At 71.9% G+C, this 17,821-nt stretch carries 17 protein-coding genes; 12 read left to right on the top strand and 5 right to left on the bottom strand.

The window, feature by feature from the left end:
* Positions 1–5: 5 nt before the first annotated feature.
* A complete protein-coding gene (locus OG559_RS30260) occupies positions 6–896 on the bottom strand; it encodes a DUF5829 family protein (RefSeq protein ID WP_405110300.1) in 891 nt (296 codons plus the stop codon).
* 170 nt (positions 897–1,066) lie between these two features.
* Between OG559_RS30260 and OG559_RS30255 the strand changes: the two genes are divergently transcribed.
* The 4 genes from OG559_RS30255 (at position 1,067) to OG559_RS30240 (ending at position 5,352) form a co-directional block, all read left to right on the top strand.
* On the top strand, positions 1,067–2,236 hold the full coding sequence (locus tag OG559_RS30255) for a beta-ketoacyl-ACP synthase III (RefSeq protein WP_405117080.1): 1,170 nt from the start codon (positions 1,067–1,069) through the stop codon (positions 2,234–2,236).
* A 26-nt stretch (positions 2,237–2,262) separates the two neighbouring features.
* Positions 2,263–2,505 carry an acyl carrier protein gene (locus OG559_RS30250; RefSeq protein WP_405110297.1) on the top strand — a complete coding sequence of 81 codons (243 nt, stop codon included), beginning with the start codon at positions 2,263–2,265 and terminating at the stop codon, positions 2,503–2,505.
* Complete coding sequence (locus tag OG559_RS30245) at positions 2,502–3,716, top strand: beta-ketoacyl-[acyl-carrier-protein] synthase family protein (protein ID WP_405110295.1); 1,215 nt, start codon at positions 2,502–2,504, stop codon at positions 3,714–3,716. The genes OG559_RS30250 and OG559_RS30245 overlap by 4 nt, the downstream gene beginning before the upstream one ends.
* A 91-nt stretch (positions 3,717–3,807) precedes the next feature.
* Positions 3,808–5,352, top strand: coding sequence for a GMC family oxidoreductase (locus OG559_RS30240; protein WP_405110292.1), 1,545 nt, complete (start codon positions 3,808–3,810; stop codon positions 5,350–5,352).
* 107 nt (positions 5,353–5,459) lie between these two features.
* Here the strand turns inward: OG559_RS30240 and OG559_RS30235 are convergent, their stop codons facing one another.
* The 3 genes from OG559_RS30235 to OG559_RS30225 form a co-directional block, all read right to left on the bottom strand.
* Positions 5,460–6,770 (bottom strand): phospholipase D-like domain-containing protein, encoded by a 1,311-nt coding sequence (locus OG559_RS30235; protein ID WP_405110289.1) that lies wholly within the window; start codon positions 6,768–6,770, stop codon positions 5,460–5,462.
* Positions 6,771–7,171: 401 nt separating this feature from the next.
* Positions 7,172–7,495 (bottom strand): helix-turn-helix transcriptional regulator, encoded by a 324-nt coding sequence (locus OG559_RS30230; RefSeq protein WP_405117078.1) that lies wholly within the window; start codon positions 7,493–7,495, stop codon positions 7,172–7,174.
* 140 nt (positions 7,496–7,635) lie between these two features.
* On the bottom strand, positions 7,636–8,244 hold the full coding sequence (locus OG559_RS30225; RefSeq protein ID WP_405110286.1) for a hypothetical protein: 609 nt from the start codon (positions 8,242–8,244) through the stop codon (positions 7,636–7,638).
* A 131-nt stretch (positions 8,245–8,375) separates the two neighbouring features.
* Between OG559_RS30225 and OG559_RS30220 the strand changes: the two genes are divergently transcribed.
* The 4 genes from OG559_RS30220 (at position 8,376) to OG559_RS30205 (ending at position 12,784) form a co-directional block, all read left to right on the top strand.
* A complete protein-coding gene (locus OG559_RS30220) occupies positions 8,376–8,549 on the top strand; it encodes a putative ATP-grasp target RiPP (RefSeq protein ID WP_350888557.1) in 174 nt (57 codons plus the stop codon).
* A gap of 232 nt (positions 8,550–8,781) precedes the next feature.
* Positions 8,782–9,642, top strand: coding sequence for a RimK family alpha-L-glutamate ligase (locus OG559_RS30215; protein ID WP_405110283.1), 861 nt, complete (start codon positions 8,782–8,784; stop codon positions 9,640–9,642).
* On the top strand, positions 9,639–10,631 hold the full coding sequence (locus tag OG559_RS30210) for a TIGR04500 family putative peptide maturation system protein (RefSeq protein WP_405110281.1): 993 nt from the start codon (positions 9,639–9,641) through the stop codon (positions 10,629–10,631). The genes OG559_RS30215 and OG559_RS30210 overlap by 4 nt, the downstream gene beginning before the upstream one ends.
* Complete coding sequence (locus OG559_RS30205) at positions 10,628–12,784, top strand: peptidase domain-containing ABC transporter (RefSeq protein ID WP_405110278.1); 2,157 nt, start codon at positions 10,628–10,630, stop codon at positions 12,782–12,784. Before OG559_RS30210 ends, OG559_RS30205 begins: the two co-directional genes overlap by 4 nt.
* 105 nt (positions 12,785–12,889) lie before the next feature.
* On the opposite strand, the gene OG559_RS30200 is transcribed toward OG559_RS30205, so the two are convergent.
* Entirely contained in the window at positions 12,890–13,555 is a 666-nt protein-coding gene (locus tag OG559_RS30200; RefSeq protein ID WP_405110275.1) for a maleylpyruvate isomerase family mycothiol-dependent enzyme, read from the bottom strand.
* A gap of 150 nt (positions 13,556–13,705) precedes the next feature.
* On the opposite strand from OG559_RS30200, the gene OG559_RS30195 reads away from it, so the two are divergent.
* From OG559_RS30195 to OG559_RS30180, 4 genes are all read left to right on the top strand, one after another.
* On the top strand, positions 13,706–14,740 hold the full coding sequence (locus tag OG559_RS30195) for a sigma-70 family RNA polymerase sigma factor (RefSeq protein WP_405117076.1): 1,035 nt from the start codon (positions 13,706–13,708) through the stop codon (positions 14,738–14,740).
* A gap of 163 nt (positions 14,741–14,903) precedes the next feature.
* Complete coding sequence (locus OG559_RS30190; RefSeq protein ID WP_405110272.1) at positions 14,904–15,545, top strand: SigE family RNA polymerase sigma factor; 642 nt, start codon at positions 14,904–14,906, stop codon at positions 15,543–15,545.
* A complete protein-coding gene (locus tag OG559_RS30185) occupies positions 15,535–16,941 on the top strand; it encodes a hypothetical protein (protein WP_405110269.1) in 1,407 nt (468 codons plus the stop codon). Before OG559_RS30190 ends, OG559_RS30185 begins: the two co-directional genes overlap by 11 nt.
* A 267-nt stretch (positions 16,942–17,208) precedes the next feature.
* On the top strand, positions 17,209–17,820 hold the full coding sequence (locus tag OG559_RS30180; protein WP_405110267.1) for a hypothetical protein: 612 nt from the start codon (positions 17,209–17,211) through the stop codon (positions 17,818–17,820).
* The last annotated feature ends 1 nt before the right edge of the window (position 17,821 follow it).

Here is a 17,821-nt window from a genome sequence, read left to right as displayed (position 1 = left end):
CCTCATCAGGCCGGTGGGGTGAACGTCCAGTGGGCGGTGCCGTTCTGCCGCAGGACCAGCCGCGAGGTGCCGCCGAAGACGAACTCCTGGTGCTGCCGCGGCGCCTCGTGCAGGTCCGTGGTGATGTCGAGGACACCCTCGGGCGCGGTGGCCGAGCCGACGAGTCCGATGTCGACACCCGGACCGGTGATCCGGTACGTCGGCCCCGCACCGGCGGCGGGATCGCCGGTGTGCTCAGGTGGGGTGGTGGTGGCCCGGTAGCCCAGCGCGGTGAGCGCGTTGGCCATCCGGGTCGCCCGTTGCGGGCGTACCCGGAGGGTGACGGCGGTGATGTCGCGCAGCCACCGCCGCCCGCCGGCCCCGAACGCCGCGTCGAGGTAGCTGCTGCGCAGCAACTCGCCGTCGGGGCCCCGGCGGGCGGACACCGAGTCGTAGTACTCGGGGGTGACCTCGTTGAGGAACATCAACAGTGGGCTGTCCTCGCCGAGGTCGGTACGCAGCATGTGGTACCAGGGGCGGAACTCGCCGGTGTCGGAGTTGGTGCGCTGGACCAGCTCGTAGTGGCCGCCGATGCCGGGGCCGGTGTCGAGCAGCTCCCGGGCGCGTTGCACGGAGCCGGGGTGTTCGAAGGAGAACACCAGGCCACCGGTGAGTCGACGCGGGCCGGGTAGCGCGCCGTCGAACAACTCCAGCAGGGTGTTCTCGCCGGCCAGCCCGAGCGCCGAGTACTGCCCGGCGATCGAGCTGGTGACTTTTTTCGGCTTCACCCGGGCAAATTGTTCACGCAGCATGGCGCAGGCACATATATCGCGGAAGGCGGCCCCGTCGAGCAGTACCACAACGTGGTCCAGAAGTGGAACAGGGATGGTGCGCGAATTCCCCTGCGTGAATGGCACGTCGATTTCCTCTCGTCGCTTTCTGGACGTTCCACCAGGGGTTGTATGCGAGATCAGCCTAATTTCGCTGCCGCGCGTCCGAGTATTGGGGGAAACCCCAACGGGCGGAACCTAGGGGGCGCAGGGCGGGTGTCGCGGTGTTAACTGGTTGCTGGTTCGGGCTCAAAGAGATGCAAGGGATTCAATATGAACCTACCCATTCGGCGGGTACCGTGACGGCCCGGTCGGCAGTGCTCGCCGGGGTGGGTGGCTGGGTGCCGCCGCGCGTGGTCACCAACGCGGACCTTTCCGCCGGACTGGACACCTCGGACGAGTGGATCCGGTCCCGCACCGGCATCGCGCAGCGCCATTTCGTCGATCCCGGAATGTCCACCTCGGACCTCGCGGTCGAGGCCGCCCGGCGCGCCCTGGTCTCCGCCGGGACGCCGGGCGTCGACGCCGTCGTGGTGGCCACCATGACGCCGGACCGGTCCTGCCCGGCCATCGCGCCCGAGGTGGCCTCCCGGCTGGGTCTGACCGGGGTGGCCGCCTACGACCTGGGTGCCGTCTGCACCGGGTTCGTCTACTCGCTGGCCTCCGCAGCCGGCCTGATCGCCACCGAACTCGCCGACCGGGTCCTGGTGATCGGTGCCGACGTGCTCTCCAGCGTGACCAACCCGGCCGACCGCACCACCGCTGTGGTCCTGGCCGACGGGGCGGGGGCGGTCGTCCTGCGCGCCGGCCGACGCGACGAGCCCGGCGCGCTCGGCTCCTTCGACCTCGGCAGCGACGGGGGCGGGAGCGACCTGATCCAGGTGGCCGCCGGCGGAGCCCGGCAGCGGTTGTCCGGCCGGACGCCCGACCCGGCCGACTTCTACTTCACGATGGACGGACGCGAGGTGTTCCGCAACGCCGTCGTGCGGATGGCCGCCTCGTCCCGTACGGTCGTGCGGCGCGTCGGCTGGCAGCTCGCCGACGTCGACCGGGTCGTCAGCCACCAGGCCAACATTCGCATCCTCAACGCCCTCGCCGACGAACTCGACCTGGCCCGGGACCGGGTGGTGGCCAACATCGACCGGGTCGGCAACACCGGTGCCGCCTCCATCCCGTTGGCCCTCGCCGACGCCGGCGCCTCCGGTGTGGTCGCCGCCGGTGACCGGGTCCTGATCACCGCCTTCGGTGGGGGCCTGACCTGGGGATCGACCGTACTCGTCTGGCCACGGTTGCGACCAGCCGAACGGCCGGGTGACCCGATGGGCTCCGCCGCCGGAACAGCCCCGGCCACCGCCGGGACGGAGCCCGCCCCACTGCCGCACCACCCGATGTCCGAGCCACCGGCCACCGGTCCGGCCACGCGGTGACCGACGAACCACGAGGAGCGTGTGAGATGACCGACGTCTACCAGCGGGTCGTGCAGATCCTCACCACCCGCTTCGAGGTGGAACCGGACGAGATCGGCCCGGACATGACCTTCGAGGAACTGGAACTGGACTCACTGTTCATGGTGGAGCTGGCCCTGGTGCTGCAGAAGGAGTTCGACCTGAAGATCGCTGACGAGGACGCCACACCACGCACCACCATCGCGGCACTCGCCGGCGTCATCGAAGCCTCGTTGGCCCGCGCGGCGTGACCGGGATGGAGACCGCCATCACCGGCCTGGGGCTGGTCACCCCGGGCGGGATCGGCGTGGCACGGACCTGGCAGACGGTCTGCGCCGGGGTCTCCACGGCAACCCACGATCCCGACCTGGCCGGCATACCCGTCGACCTCTCCTGCCGGGTACCCGATTTCGACCCGCGGGCCGCCGTCGGCCGCCGCCACTGGCAGTACGACCGTCTGGTGCAGTTCGCGCTGGTCGCGGCCCGGGAGGCGGTGGCCGACGCCGGCCTCGACCCGGCGACCTGGGACGGCGCCCGGGTCGGCGTGGTGATCGGCTGCGGCATGTGGGGGGTGTCCACCACGGCCGCCCAGCACGCCGTCCTGGCCGCCGAGGGGCCGCAGGCGGTCTCCGCGCTGTTGCTGCCGATGATGCTGTCCAACATGGCCGCCGGCCAGGTCGGCATGGACCTGCGCGCCGGTGGGCCCAACCTGGTCATCGCCACGGCCTGTGCCTCCGGCAGCACCGCCATCGGACTGGCCCACGACCTGCTGCGCAGCCGGGCCTGCGACGTGGTGGTGGCCGGTGGCACCGAGGCCGGCGTCACCCCGCTCGCCGTCGCCGGGTTCGCGCAGATGGGGGCACTGTCGCGGCGCGCCGACCCGACCGCGTCCCGGCCGTTCGACGTCGGCCGGGACGGTTTCGTCCTCGGCGAGGGGTGCGGTCTGCTGGTCCTGGAACGCGCCGAGGACGCCGCCGCCCGCGGTGCCCGGGTGCGGGCGCGACTGCTCGGCTTCGGGGCCAGCGCCGACGCGTACCACCCCACCACCCCCGACCCGGAGGGCCGTGGTGTCCAGCGGGCCGTGCAGGCCGCGCTGAGTGGAGCGGGTCTCGTCCCGGCCGACGTGGACCACGTCAACGCACACGCCACCGGCACGCCCGCCGGTGACCTGGCCGAGGCGCGGGTGCTCAGCCGCCTGTTCGGCCCGCTGCCGGTGGTGACCGCGAGCAAGGGCTGCCTCGGCCACGCCCTCGGGGCCGCCGGTGGGATCGAGGCGGCCCTGACCGTGCTGGCGTTGCAGCACGGCCTCGTCCCACCGACCGCCAACCTCGACGAACAGGACAGCGCCATCGACCTGGACGTGGTCACCAAGGTGTCCCGAAAACAGCGCATCGAGGTGGCCCTGAGCAACTCGTTCGGCTTCGGTGGCCAGAACGCCGTCCTGGTGCTGGCCGCCACCTGACACCGCACGCCCCCGCACGGACACCGCACGGGGGGACACCGCACGTCGCCCGCGTGGGTGCGCCGCGTTGGGCCGAGAGGGGGCAACACACGTGGCAGCGACAACTGCCGGCGCCGACGTGGTCGTCGTCGGCGCCGGCTCCGCCGGCTGCGCCCTGGCCCGCAGGCTGGTCGAACGCGGACTGCGCGTGGTCGTCCTGGAGGCCGGCGGCGAGGACACCAATCCCGACATCGGTACGCCCGGACGCCTGGCCCACCTCTGGTTCGCCAAGGAGGACTGGGCGTACCACACCACGGCGCAACCGTACGCCGGGCACCGGCGGCTGCACTGGCCACGCGGGCGGGTGCTCGGCGGCTCCAGCGCGCTCAACGGCATGATCTGGGCCCGTGGCGCCGCCGCCGACTACGACCACTGGGCGTACCTCGGTAACGACGGCTGGTCGTGGGCCGACGTCCTGCCCGTGCACCGGCGCATGGAGGACCTCGACGTGGTGGCCCCGCTGCGCGGCACCGGCGGACCGATCCACGTGATGTCCCAGTACCGCCCGGATCCGATCTTCGAGTCCTGCGTCAAGGCGGCGCAGGAGATCGGGGTCGGGATCAATCCCGACTACAACTCCGGCGAACTGGACGGGGTGTCGCTCACCCAGTTGACCATCCGCGACGGCCGGCGGCAGAGCGCAGCCGGCGGATACCTGCGCCCCGTCCTCGGCCACCCGGGGCTCACCGTCGTCACCCGCGCGCACGCCCGTCGGCTGCTGTTCACCGCCGACCGCTGCACCGGAGTGGAGTGGGAACGCGACGGAGTCGTCCACACCACCCGCGCCGACGTCGAGGTGATCGTGTCCGCCGGCACCATCGAGTCCCCCCGCCTGCTGATGCTCTCCGGCATCGGCGACGCCACCGAACTGCGCCGGCACGGCATCGACGTCCGGGCGCACCTGCCCGGCGTGGGCCGCAACCTGCACGACCACCTGCTCACCCCGGTCATCTTCAGCACCGACCGCCCGGTCGGCCGCTCGCCCGACCTGTCGCCGATGCAGAGCCACCTGTTCTGGCGCAGTCGGTCCGGCCTGCCGGTCCCCGACGCGCAGACGCTGCACTTCCCGGTCCCGATGTACCAGCCCGGGATGTCGGGCCCGTCCGACGGGTTCACCCTCCAGGCCGGCCTGGTCCGCCCGGTGAGCCGGGGACGCATCCGTCTCGTCGCCGGCGACCCGCACGCCGGGCTCGACATCGACCCCGCGACGCTGGCCTGCGCGCAGGACGCCGACGTGCTCGTCGACGCGGTGATCCTGGCCCGGGAGATGGGTGCCGGTTCGGCCCTGGCCGACGAGTGGGGTGCTCGGGAGATCTACCCGGGTCCGCAGGTCCGCAGCCGTGACGACCTGCGCGCCTACGTACGCGCCACCGCCGGAACCTTCCACCACCAGGTCGGCACCTGCAAGATGGGCGCCGATGAGCAAGCGGTGGTCGATGCCCGGCTACGGGTGCACGGCGTACGGGGACTACGCGTCGCCGACGCGTCGATCATGCCGGCGGTGACCACCGCCAACACCAACGCCCCGGCGATCCTCGTCGGTGAACTGGCCGCCGACTTCGTCACCGCCGAGCACACCCGGCAGGGCCAGCCGTGACCCGGCGCTGATCGACCGGGTCTGCCGGCGATTCGAGGCCGGCGGCGTGGGCCGCGAGATGGGCGCGGCCGCGATCGCGGCCGCGCGTACTCGAGGGCGCTGGCGACTCAGGATTTCGCTGAGACAGCCCCACCCGCGCCGGTGCGGCAGAGGCTGCGCACTTTGTAGAAGAAGCTCAGGTAGCTGGCGTGGTACGAGGCGCTGGTGATGCGCAGCAGCGCCTGGTCCGACGAGCGCAGCGACGAGCCGTCGAGGTTCGGGCTGCCGGTGTACACGCGCGGGGTGAGGTCGCCGTTGTAGTCGCCGTCGATCAGCATGAACTTGTTGTGCGGGCGGATGTCGATGCCCGGCGCCACGTTGACCATGCAGTGCAGCCGCTGGATGCCGGCGCTGTCCAGCATGCCCTCGACGGTCGGGTCGCTCTCCGCGTAGATGACGTCGATCCAGCACCCCTCGGCGCGCAACGCGGCGAGCTTGGTCGCGACCTGCTTGCGTGACTTGAGGAAGTGCAGCACCACGATGCGGATGTCGGTCTGGTGCTTCTTTCCGTCGGCGCCGGTGTAGCCGCACGCGACTTCGTCCAGCGCGTTGACGATGGTGTCGCTGGTGGGGTCGTTGTACGAGGAGTCTGCACGCGGGAAGAAGTAGGCGCGGTATGTGGTGCCGGTCGGGGTGCTGCGGTAGTAGCCGTTGTCGCCGGTGCTGGAGTACCGCAGCCGCCGCTGGTCCTCGTGGTGTCTCGCGTACGCGTCGTAGACCGTCGCGTCGGTGAAGGTCACCGCATCGTTGTACGACTCCACCTTGTACCAGTCGGTGAGGTTCGACGAGGTCTGGAACACCACCTTCTGGTACGTGGTGCCGTCGTCGAACGGGCCGACCTTCGAGAACAGGAAGAACTTGTTGTGGTTGTAGGCCGGGCCAGGCGGCGCGGTGGCGATGCAGCCGCGGCTGACATCGTCGACGCCGTCGTTGTCCTCGAACTGGTCGTCGCAGACCACCACCCACGACGGCTTCCTGTCATCCGTGCCGAGCCCGGTTGTCGGGTTGCTCAGCGTGTTCCAGGCGGGGCTGTTCTTGGGGCTGCCGTTGGCGTCGAGATACGACGAGTCGTCGAGGATCACCTTCACCCGCACGCCGCGGCGAGCGGCCGCGTTGAGCGCGTCGGCCACGGCCGCGTCGCTGAATTCGAACACGGAAGCCCGGATCTCCTCGCCCGAGGGCGTCGCGTTGACCAGCGCGATGATCTGTGTGAAGAGGGCGCTCTGCTGCCCCGGCGTGCCGACCGGGTCGTTGAACACGGCGCCGTTGATCACCGGCTTGGTCGCCGCGGCCGCCGGGGTGGCGCGGCTCGGGTCGGCGACCATCAGCGCGGCGAGGATGAGCATCGTGGCGAGACAGGCTGAGGATTTGCGCATCATGTGGCGGTCCTCTCGGTGGGGGGACGGCTGCGGCGGCAACGGAGGCACGAATCGCGGCTACCGGCGTGGTCGCCGGCCCGCCGGCCGGTGCAGCCGGCCCGCTGAACCCGAAGTGCGCCTCGCTGTGCCGAGTGGTCCAGTTGGAGGCGACAACGGCGCGAGCCCGGGCCGTGTGCAGCTGACGCATGACGGGTGAGCTGTCGGAGTCCACAGTGTCCCCGACACCGCGTGACCGCGCTACCTTCCAGGGATCGTCCGTGTGGGTGGACCCTCCAGCGTCGATCCCGACGCCCGCCCGGGCCGTGGCCCGGACACCACGTGAATGAGGGGCGATACCCGTCGGTCCTGACGGATGCCGGTGTTCGCCCTGGTGGCCCTGCCCGGCTGCCCGGACAGCCCGATCAGTCGGTTCGGGCCCGGCTGGTGGCGAGTTCGGTGCGGTTGCGGACGCCGAGTTTGCGGAAGATGTTGCCGAGGTGGAACTCGATCGTCTTGACCGAGAGGAACAGGCGCTGGGCCGCCTCCCGGTTGCTGAGCCCGTCGGCGATCACGGCGGCGACCCGTGCCTCGGCGCCAGTCAGCGACGGCTGGCCGGTCCGGTTCGCGAACCTCGGCACCGCGTCGAGAGCCGGCGGCCCGTCGGCGCGCGCCGGGCCCACGGCCGAGGGCGTGGTGGTCGGCGAACCTCCGAGCAGCCGCAGGTCGTTCAGAACCAGCGCGAGCATGCCGGCGGCACCGGTTCGGGCGTACCCCGCGCACGCCTGTTCCAACAGCCGGGCTGCCTCGCCGCGCCGGCCGGACCGTCCGTGGTGGGCGCCGAGCAGCCAGGCGATGCGGGCCGTCAGTAGCTGCTCGGCGGGCCGGGTCAGCTCGCCGAGCGAGGCCGCCAGCGCGTCCGTGGTCGCAGGCGAGTCCGGGGCGAGGATCCAGGCCCGCCATGCCGGCAGCGCCGGTCCGCCCGGCCACGACAGGGGTGGGTCGTCGACGGCGGCGAGCAGGCCGGCCCCCGAACCAGGTTGCCGGCCCACGCGTCACCGACGCCGATCATCGCGAGCATTCGCGCCCGGTCCACCGGGGCGAGGTCGAGGGCGTCAACCAGCGGGGCGAAGCGCCGCGCCTCATGCGGGCGCATCAGTGTCATCACGGCCGTCAGCGCGCACTCGACCAGAACCGGATCGTCTCCGAAGGCGTTCTCGTCGAAGATCCGTACGACGGTGTCGAGGTACTCCGGGCCGTCGGCGAGGCGGGCCCGGGTGGCCACGATCCCCACCAGCGTGCAGTAGATCAGTTCCGTCCGCGCCGAACGGCTTGCGTCACGTGCCTTCTGGACGCGGGCCACGAGCGGGAACATCTGGTGACTGTCGGCGGTGCGGGACAGCGCGACGAACGCCTGGAACACCAGGCGCGCGGCCCGGTCCGGGCCGGCGCCGTCAGCTGCCGACAGGATGCGCTCGGCCACGATTTCGGTAGACACCGTGAAAGCGTAGAACCGGGGTCCAAGCCCAGGGATCACCCTGGTGCCCGCCGCCGCCCGCCGGCCCACACTGCTTCCTACCCGGCCGGCCGATGTCCGGCCGACGTACCGATGTGGATAGAGGTAGGACCATGAGGCGCAAGACCGTGCGGATCGACACCATCCCTGCCGACGGGGTGGAGCTGGCCGACGAACAGCTCGCCCGGATGCTCGGCGGCCTGCCGCCGGCCAACGGGGCCGGCTCGTCGAAGACCATCGACGACATCCCCGGCGGGGGACGGCCGGACACCGACACCGACTTCTGATCACCTGCCGTCGACGGTCCGGCCGTACCGGTGTCCGGGCCGTCGACGGCGACCCGCCCGGAGTGCACATGATCCTCATCCTCACCGCCCCCGACGACGTGCACGCCGACGCGGCCGAGGCCGAGCTGCGCCGGCGTGGCGCCACCTGGATCCGTTTCGACCCGGCCGACGTGCCGTCCCGTGCGTCGCTGTCGATCGCCATCCGGGACGGGCGGCTGACCCGCACCCTCGGGTGGCACCCCGGCGCCTGCGGCACCGGCCTGGGGGGAGCCACCGGGACGCCGCCGGCCGCCAGGTCGTCGATCTCGACGCGGTCACCGCCATCTGGTTCCGCCGCCCCGGCGTGCCGGTCGCGCCTGCCCACCTCGGCGAACCGTATGCCAGGTTCGTGGTCGAGGAGAGCCTGCAGTTCGTCGGCGACGTCTGGGAGACCCTCGACGTGCCGACCCTGCCCGCGGCCCGACCGGTGGTACTGCGGGCGCAACAGAAGGTCCGCCAGCTCCAGCTCGCCCTGCGCCTCGGCTTCGACCTGCCCGCGACAGTGGTCGGCAACGATCCGGACGCCGTGCTCGACCTGTTCGGCCACACCGGCGGCCAGTTGATCGCCAAGCAGGTCGGCCACTCCAGCATCGGTGACGAGCTGATGCGCTACACCGAGCCGGTCAGCCACCGCGACATCGGGCACGTCGACGGGGTACGGCACTGCCCGTTCATCGCGCAGGCCCGGGTGCCCAAGCAGGTCGAGCTGCGGGTCACCGTCGTCGGCGACCGGGTGTTCACCGCGGCCATCGACTCGCAGCGGTCCAACCACGCCCGCTACGACTGGCGTCGGCAGGACGACCGGAACACGCCGATGAGCACGTACGACCTGCCCGGCGACGTCGCGGCGCGCTGCGTGGCGCTGACCCGCCTGCTCGGTCTGCGCTACGGCGCCCTCGACCTGATCGTCACCCCCGACGGCCGGTACGTGTACATCGAGATCAACCCCAGCGGCCAGTACCTGTGGGTCGAGGAGGAGACCGGGCTGCCCATCACGGCCGCCGTGGTCGACCTGCTCACCGACGCCGTGCCCACCCCCGGAGCTGCCACATGACCACCCTGGAACCCGCCCTGCTCGACGAGGCCCTCGCGCTGGTACGTGAGCTGACCACCGGGCGCGCCAGCCTGCTCGACGCCAGGGACCGGCTCGCGCCCCTGCGGGAGCGCTGGCCACAGGCCGATCTCGCGGTCGTGCGTGACGAGGAGACCAGCGACGGGTCGGTCTCCTTCGACGTACTGCTCCGCGAGCCCGCCGGCACCGTCTCCGTCGCGTACAGCCCGGCGCCGGCACTGCCGTGGCCGCTGCGCGGGGCGATCCGGCACTCCGACCACCATCTCGCCCGGGTGGGCACCAGGACGCTTCGGGTGGGGGAGGCCCTGACCGCGCTCGACTTTCTCTGGTACGACCACGACGTGCTCACCCGCCTGGTCGACACCTGCCTGATCGCCGCCGAACTGGAGCTGCACCCCGTCGAGATACCCGACGAGGAACTCCAGGCGGCGGCGGACGCGTACCGCCGGGCGAAGGGCCTGCTCGACCCGGCGTCGACCGCGCGGTGGCTCGCGGAGCGGGGCCTGTCCGCCGAGGACTTCGCCGACCTGGTCGCCGACACGGTGGCGGTCGGCCGGCTGCGCGAGCACGTGGTGGGCGATCGGGTGACGGCCTGGTTCGCGCGGCACCGGTCCTCGTTCGACACCCTCGTCGTCGCCTGGACCGCCGAGGGCACCCTGCCCACCGGCCGCGAGGCGGCACTCGCGGCGGTGGCCGCCGCCGTCCGCGACGGCCGGGCGGCCGGGGTGCTGCGGACGGTCGCCGCCGCCGCGGCAGCCGAGGTACGCGACGCCACCGGGCCGGTGTCGACGGTGGTCGCCGGGACGCCGGTGACGGCCGTGGTGGTGGCCCGGGAACCGGCCGAGCTGGACACTGCCACCCGCGCACTGGTCGAGCAGGCCGTTTTCGACGAGTGGCTGGCCGGGCGGCGGGCCGCCACCGACATCGAGTGGTTCTGGCTGCCCCGTGACCGGACGGCACCGACCAGGTGATCCGCCGGCGGCGGGTGCCGGTGGTCCTCCAGGTCACCGCCACCGACTGCGGCCCCAGCGCGCTCGCCATGCTGCTGGCGGCGTCGGGTCGGGCGGTGCCCGTGTCGCACCTGCGGGCCCGGCTCGATGTCGGCCGCGACGGGCTGAGCCTGCGCGACCTGAGGGACGCGGCGCAGGAGTTCGGGCTGCGTTGCCGGGCGATCGCGTTGCCGGCGCTGCGGGAGGACGCGACCCGCCTGCGGGAGTTGACGCTGCCCCTGGTGGCGCACTGGAACGGCGACCACTACGTGGTGGTGCAACGGATCGGCCGGCGTGGCATCGAGGTCGTCGATCCGGCCGTCGGCCGTCGGCGTCTGTCTCCCGCGCAGTTCTCGGCTGGCACGACCGGGGTGGTGCTGCTGGCCGAGCCCGCCGGCCCGGCACCGCCGCCCACGCCGACTCCCGCACCGGGGTGGGGACTGCTCGTGCCGGTGCTGCGCCGGCACGCGGGGCTGCTCGCGGTGCTGGCGGCGGCGTCCCTGCTGATCACCGTGGCGGGGCTGGCCGTGCCGTGGGCGACGGCCGCCATCATCGATCACGCCGCGCCCCCGCAGGCGTCGTGGCTCGTCGCCGCAGCCGCACTGGCGTTGGTGACCGGAACGCTGTCGCTGGTGCGCGGGCTGGCCGTGACGGCCCTGCAACGGCGGATCGGCATCCGGCTCGGCACCGACACGGTGAGTCGGCTGTTCGAGGTGGTCTACCGGTACTTCCACCGGCGGTCGGCCGGCGACCTGATCGACCGGGTCCGCGCGGTGGGCTCCGTGCGGGACCTGCTGGCGTCGTCGCTGGTGGCCACGGCGCTCGACGCGCTGCTGGCCGTCGGCTACCTGACCGTGGTGTCCGTGCTGGCGCCGGTGCTGGGTCTGGTGGTCGCCGGTGTCATCACCGTGCAGGTCGTCACGGCGCTGTGGGTCGGCGGCCGATCCGGCGCCCTGCAACGGGAGGCGCTGCTGGCCTCGGGCGAGGAGTCGGCCCGGCTGGCCGACGCGTTGCAGGGCATGGCGGCGATCCGGGTCGCCGGGGCGCAGCGGCGGGTGCTGCGACGGTGGCAGGAGTCGTTCCAGCGGGGGATCTCCGCGTCGCACCGGCTGGCCCGGCTCTCGGCGGTCTCGGACGCCGTCCTCGCCGCCTGGTCGGCTGCCAGCCCGGTACTCGTACTCCTGGTGGCGGCCCGGCGGGCCGACTCGCCGGGGCAGGCAGTTGGCCTGGCGGCGCTCGCGGTCTCCGCGATCACCCCGGCGGTGGCCCTGGCGCAGCGACTGCCGTCGTTCACGTTGCTGCCGCCCACGGTGGACCGGCTGGCCGACATCGCGCAGGCGCCGGTCGAACAGCCCACGCCGGGACGGCCCGCGCCCGCGCTGACCGGGCTGGTCAGCCTGTCGGGCTTGGGCTTCCGGTACGACCGGCGTTCCCCCTGGGCCCTGCGCGGGGTGACCGCCGAGTTCCGGCCGGGTACGAAGGTGGCGGTGGTCGGCGGCTCCGGCAGCGGCAAGAGCACCCTGGTCGGGTTGCTGACCGGGCTGTACGCGCCGACCGAGGGACAGATCCACTTCGACGGCCTCGACCTGGCCACGCTGGACCTGTCCTCGGTGCGCCAGCAGATCGGGGTGGTGTTGCAGGAGACCTACGTCGGAGCGGGCACCCTGCGCGAGGCGCTGACCCTGTCCCGTCCCGACGCCTCCGACGCCGCGATCGCGCGAGCGATCCGCCTGGCCGCGCTGCACCACGACGTGGCGGCCATGCCGATGGGGCTGCAGACCCGGATCGGCGACGGCGGGGCCGGCCTGTCCGGCGGGCAACGCCAGCGGGTCGCCCTCGCCCGGGCACTGCTGGCCGATCCGGCGCTACTGATCCTGGACGAGGCGACGAGCGCGTTGGACACCGTGACCGAGGCGACCGTCGAGGCCGGGCTGCGGGAGCTACCCATGACCCGGTTGGTCATCGCGCACCGGCTCTCCACGGTCGCCGACGCCGACCTGGTGCTGGTACTCGACGGCGGCCGGCTGGTGGAGTGGGGGCCGCCCGCCGTCCTGCTGGCCGCCGGCGGCCCGTTCGCCCGGCTGGCGGGCCCGGCCGGCGGACCGCACCCCACCACCCACGCCCCCGTCCGGTGAGAGGCAGCCATGACGGTGGCGGGCGGGCGGCGTGGCCGGCGGTGAAACGGTAGCGGCGCGGCGGAACGCGTGGATCTGCTTCGGGAATGCCGCAGCCGTGGTGGATCAGGCCGGGGCGCAGCGGTCGCGGAGCACCGTGACACCGTCGCCCGTGAGCTCGTCGCAGTACCTCGCACGCCCGGTCATCGCCATGGTCAGTGCCAGGGTGGTGCCGGACACGAGTGGCCCGGAGCCGGTGGTGAAGGGGCCGTCGCTCGCGACGAGGCGCAGGTCACGGACCCGGCCTTTGGCCAGGACGACCTGGTCGGAGCCCCGGTAGTACCGGGCGACCTGCGTGATGGTCTCGATCGGGTAGGTCCGGCGGATGTCCAGCGGGCGGCGGATGTCCTCCCCGTGCACGATCGTCTCACCGAGCATCGCCATGGTCGGCAGTGGCGGTTTGGTCCTGCTCATGACGATGCCCCGGAATCGTTCCAGTGTCTCGGCGGCGGTCGCGCCCAATTGCTCGTTCAGCCGCATGGTCACCTGCTTGTCGAAGTCGAATCCGCAGCGGATCACGCCCGCCAGCCATTGCCAGGAGTTCAGGCTGGCCGCCGCGGTGAGGTGCGCGAGCACCTCGCGTACCGTCAGACCGGTGCACAACGACGGCGTCGCGAACTGCTGATCCGTCAGGCCCGCGAGGTCGGCTGCCAGTGCCGCGCGTTCTGCGTGGATCCGAGACCAGGTGTCGCTCCCACGATCGATGCGGGCACTTGCATGTCTCTCGGTCATGTCGGGGTCTCCTGTGGTGCTCGAAGCGTCGGCGCTCAGCAGGGCGGATCGGCGCCTGTCCGGCGCTCACCCGCCTTGCTGAGGGCGTGTCGAGGTGGAGACCGCCGCTGCGGGGCAGAATCGTCGCTCATGGGCAAGGAATATTTCGGGTTGGCTGGAGATCCGGCTGTGGCGGCCGCCGCGGACGCCGACCTTGGCCGGGCGCGCCAGGGTGACGACGGTGCATTCACCCGCCTGGTCCAGCCGCTGCGCCGGGAGTTGCACGCCCACTGTTACCGCATGCTCGGCTCAACCCATGATGCCGACGACGCTGTGCAGGACACCCTGCTGCGGGCTTGGCGAGGACTCGCGGGCTTCGAGGGACGCGGCTCGCTGCGCTCGTGGCTCTACACCGTGGCCACCCGGGTCTGTCTGAATGTCGTGGAGTCCCGTGGTAGGCGGGCGATGCCCGTCGACCTTGGCCCCTCCAGTGACCGCGCGGTGCTCGAGGATCGGCCACTGACGGAGTTCGCCTGGCTGGGCCCCTACCCCGACGCCGGCCTCGGCGACGGTCCAGCCGGTCCAAGCTCACGGTACGAGCAGCGTGAAGCCGTCGAACTGGCCTTCGCCGCCGCGTTGCAACACCTGCCCGGCAACCAGCGAGCGGTACTGCTGCTCTTCGAGGTTCTCGGCTTCTCCGCGGCCGAGATCGCCGACACGATGAACACCTCGACCACATCGGTGAACTCGGCCCTCGCCCGTGCCCGTCGGGTCATCGCGGCGAAGGTACCGTCCCGGTCCCAGCAGCAGACCCTACGAAAGATCGACGACACCCGCGTGCGGCAGATCGTCGCCGAGTTCGCCACCGCGTTCGAGCGCGGTGACGCCGACGCCCTCGTTGCGCTGCTCACCGAGGATGTCACGTGGTCGATGCCCCCGATTTCGCACTGGTACCGCGGGATCGAGGCCGTCGCCGACTTCGCCGTTCAGGTCCCACTGACCCGCTGCCCGAGTTGGCGGCATCGTCCGACGACCGCGAACGGTCAGCCCGCCGTCGCGTTCTACCTCGGCGACGACCAATCAGGTCCGCACCTTGCCTGGTCGATCACAGTGCTGACCTTGCGTGACGAGCAGATCGCGGAGATCACCTCGTTCCTCGGCGCGGAACACTTCCCGGCCTTCGCCCTGCCGACGTCACTACCCTGACCTGGCCAGCCGCCTCTGCGCGCGCCGCAGCCTCGATCACCCCCGAGGGTAACCACGGGAATCAGGACACTTCCGGGACCGGTTCCCGTCGGCGGTCAACCTTTTTCGCCTGTTCAGGGTCATCTTCTCGGCAAAGATGCCCACGTGGGGCTGGAGGGTGCACGTGACGGATGATGGCTTCCGCGAGTTCGTCGAGATCCGGTATGCGGATCTGCTGCGGACCGCGTACCTGCTGACGGGTTCACGGCACGTGGCCGAAGACCTGGTGCAGAACGCGCTGATGCAGGCGATGCGCCGGTGGCGGCAGGTGGACGAACCGATGGCATACGTCCGCCGGATCATGGTGAACGAGCGGGTCAGCCTGTGGCACCGGTTCGGTTCCCGGGAGTTCCTGGCCGGCGTGACCGGTGCCTGGCGGCTGCACGCCGACCGGGGCCGGAGCCGGGACCTGGCGGACGACGTCGTGGTACGCGAAGAGGTGCGCGACGCCTTGCGCGGACTGCCGGCCCGGACGCGGGCCGTCCTGGTGCTGCGCTACTGGGAGGACCTCACCGAGGCGCAGACCGCCCAGACGCTGGGTTGCTCGGTCGGCACGGTGAAGAGTCTCGCGTCCCGCGGGATCGGCCGGCTACGCGCGGCGCTGCTGACCTCGTCGGCACGGTCGTCGCGGCCGGACGAGCCGGGGCCACTGCCGGACGAGTCAGCGTCACTGCCGGACGAGCCGGTGCCACCGCCGGGCGACCGGCCACCGATGGTCGTGTTGCCCGCCGTGACTAGCTGGAGAGGTGCGAACGATGGCCGATGAGATCAAGGAAGCGTTGACCCGGCTCGCCGAGCCGGTGCTGCCGCGCCCCGACCCGTATCACCGGTTGCTGGTCCGCGTCCGGCGACGCCGACAGCGACGCATGGCGGTGGCCGGCGTGGTCGGTCTGGCGGCAGTGGCGGCGGTGCTGCCGGTCTTCGGTGCGGCGGGCCCGCCGGGGGCTGACGACGCGGCGGCGTCACCCCCACCCGCGATCGGGACGTACCAGCCGGCGAGCCGGATCGACAAGCCGATGGTACGGCGGTTGTTGGACTCGCCGACCCGGGGCAACCTCGCCGGCGACGAGACGCTGATCGCGGACATCAAGCGGCAGTACCGCGCGGCCCGCGACCAACTGCTGATCGACCCGGCGCTGGACGAGGTGAAGGTACTGCTCGCACACGACGCACCAGGTGCCCGGGCGGTCGTGGTGGCATTCCTGAACGACTCGCACGCGGCACTCCGACACGGGCTCGGTGCTGCCGGAGCGTCCGTGCCGGAATTGCTGAAGAAGACCGGCACCCCGGACGAACCGCAACCCCTGGAACCGTACGTCTTCCTCGGCCGGCAGTCTCCGGTCGCCGGCCTCTACGTCGCCACCCTCGCGGTCGGGCTGGCACCGGCCGGCTGTCGTGCCGAGACCTCCGCCGATGGCCGGATCCAGCCGGACGGAACGGTCACCCGGAGCTGGCGGGCGGTCAGCGGCGACGGTTTCGTGGTCCGGGGGGCGGGCCAGGTGACCGAACGGTGGCGGTTCACCTGCGACGGCGTCCTGCGGTACGCCGGGCCGGGGGGCGGTGGGCTGGGCGCGGTCAGGCCGGTGGGGAAGGCACCGTCGGTTTCCACCACCGGTGCACCCGGCTCGGGGGACGCCACTTTCGCCGCCGCCGCTGTGCACGAACTGCAAGGCATGCTCGAGAGCCAGGGGCTCACGGGGTCGGTGCCCCAGGTGATCTGGAGCGGACGGTTGCCCGGCTGGGTGTCCGGCTCGACGGCGGCCGTGCTGGTGAGATCCTGCTCCACTGCCGGCGGTTGCGCCGCCCTGCTCGTGGCCAATGCCGATTCGCCGCGGCAACCAGGGTCCGTGTCACCGGTTGACTACGTGACCGTCGCCACGGGGCAGCCTGACCTGATAGCCGTCCAGGTACGAGGCGCGACGCCTGGCGTTCTGGTCGTCGGGCCGGAGCCGGGGGTCCGCGCCGAGTTGCTCGACGGCACGGGACGAACGATCGCCAGCGGCCGACTGGAAGCCGGTGCGGGCGCCATTCGCGCCGATCCCCGCCAGGTCAGCAAAATCAGGATCCTCGACAGGGACGGCCGGATCCTGCGAACCGAAGCCACGCCGAGCCTCAGCGCCGGCTCCAGCCAGATCGGTGAACCGGCCGTCTGGGCCTGGTGACGACGGCACGTTGATCGCGTGCCCGGTCCGACCCGGCTGGGGACGGGCCGGGCACGCGGTCCCGGCGTCGGAATTGCTGTCGGCCGGCAACGCCGATCCACCTTGTCAAATATTTACATAGCCGTATATCGTGCCGGTGATAAGTTCCGAACCCGGACGAAGGGCGGTCGCATGGCAGCCAGAGGGGCGCCGGTGACACATCGGGCAGTCGACCGAGGTCGGTTCCTGCTCGATGGTTCACTCGATCTCAGCGCACCGTTCACGTCCGTGGCCGATGTGACGATCGGCGGCCGACTGCACGAGTTCACGGCCGGTTCGATCGGGCTCGCGGACGACGTGGCCCGGACGCTCGGCGTCGAGAAGTTCGACGAGGAACTCACCTACCAGGGCGGAACGCTGCTGACCGCGCGCATCCGATCCTACGACCCGCAGATCCAGCTGACCGAGGACCGGCTCGTGGCGGTCTGGCGGGGGCGGCGACACTGCTTCTTCACCGAGATGTACGGTGCGACGACCATCGATCTGCTCGGGGCGTTGCGGACCCTGCGCATCGAGGAACACGACGACGGCCTGACCCTGCGCCCGACCCCGAAGACCGGCACCGAGTTCGCCGAACCCGCCACCGTGCTCAAAGAGGTTCCCGGGCTCGGTCTGCTGGAGATCGCACCGCTCACCAAGCAGCGTGCTGGGCAACTGCCCTCCTGGCGTGGCCTGCAGACGCAGGCGGGCGAGCTGTTCAGGGACGTGCTCCCCGACGGGCAGCCCTACTTCGTACTGGCCGCGGCGGACGTCTGGCTCAGCCTGGTGCCGTTCGCCGACACGGCCGTGGAGCAGGTGCCCGCCCTGGTGAACCAGCTCCACGTCCAGAGGGCCGGGTAGG

The organism is Micromonospora sp. NBC_01405 (assembly GCF_045040155.1).
Lineage (GTDB): Bacteria > Actinomycetota > Actinomycetes > Mycobacteriales > Micromonosporaceae > Micromonospora.
Note: the sequence above shows the minus strand (reverse complement) of the source record. Positions and strands in the feature narration are given on the sequence as shown.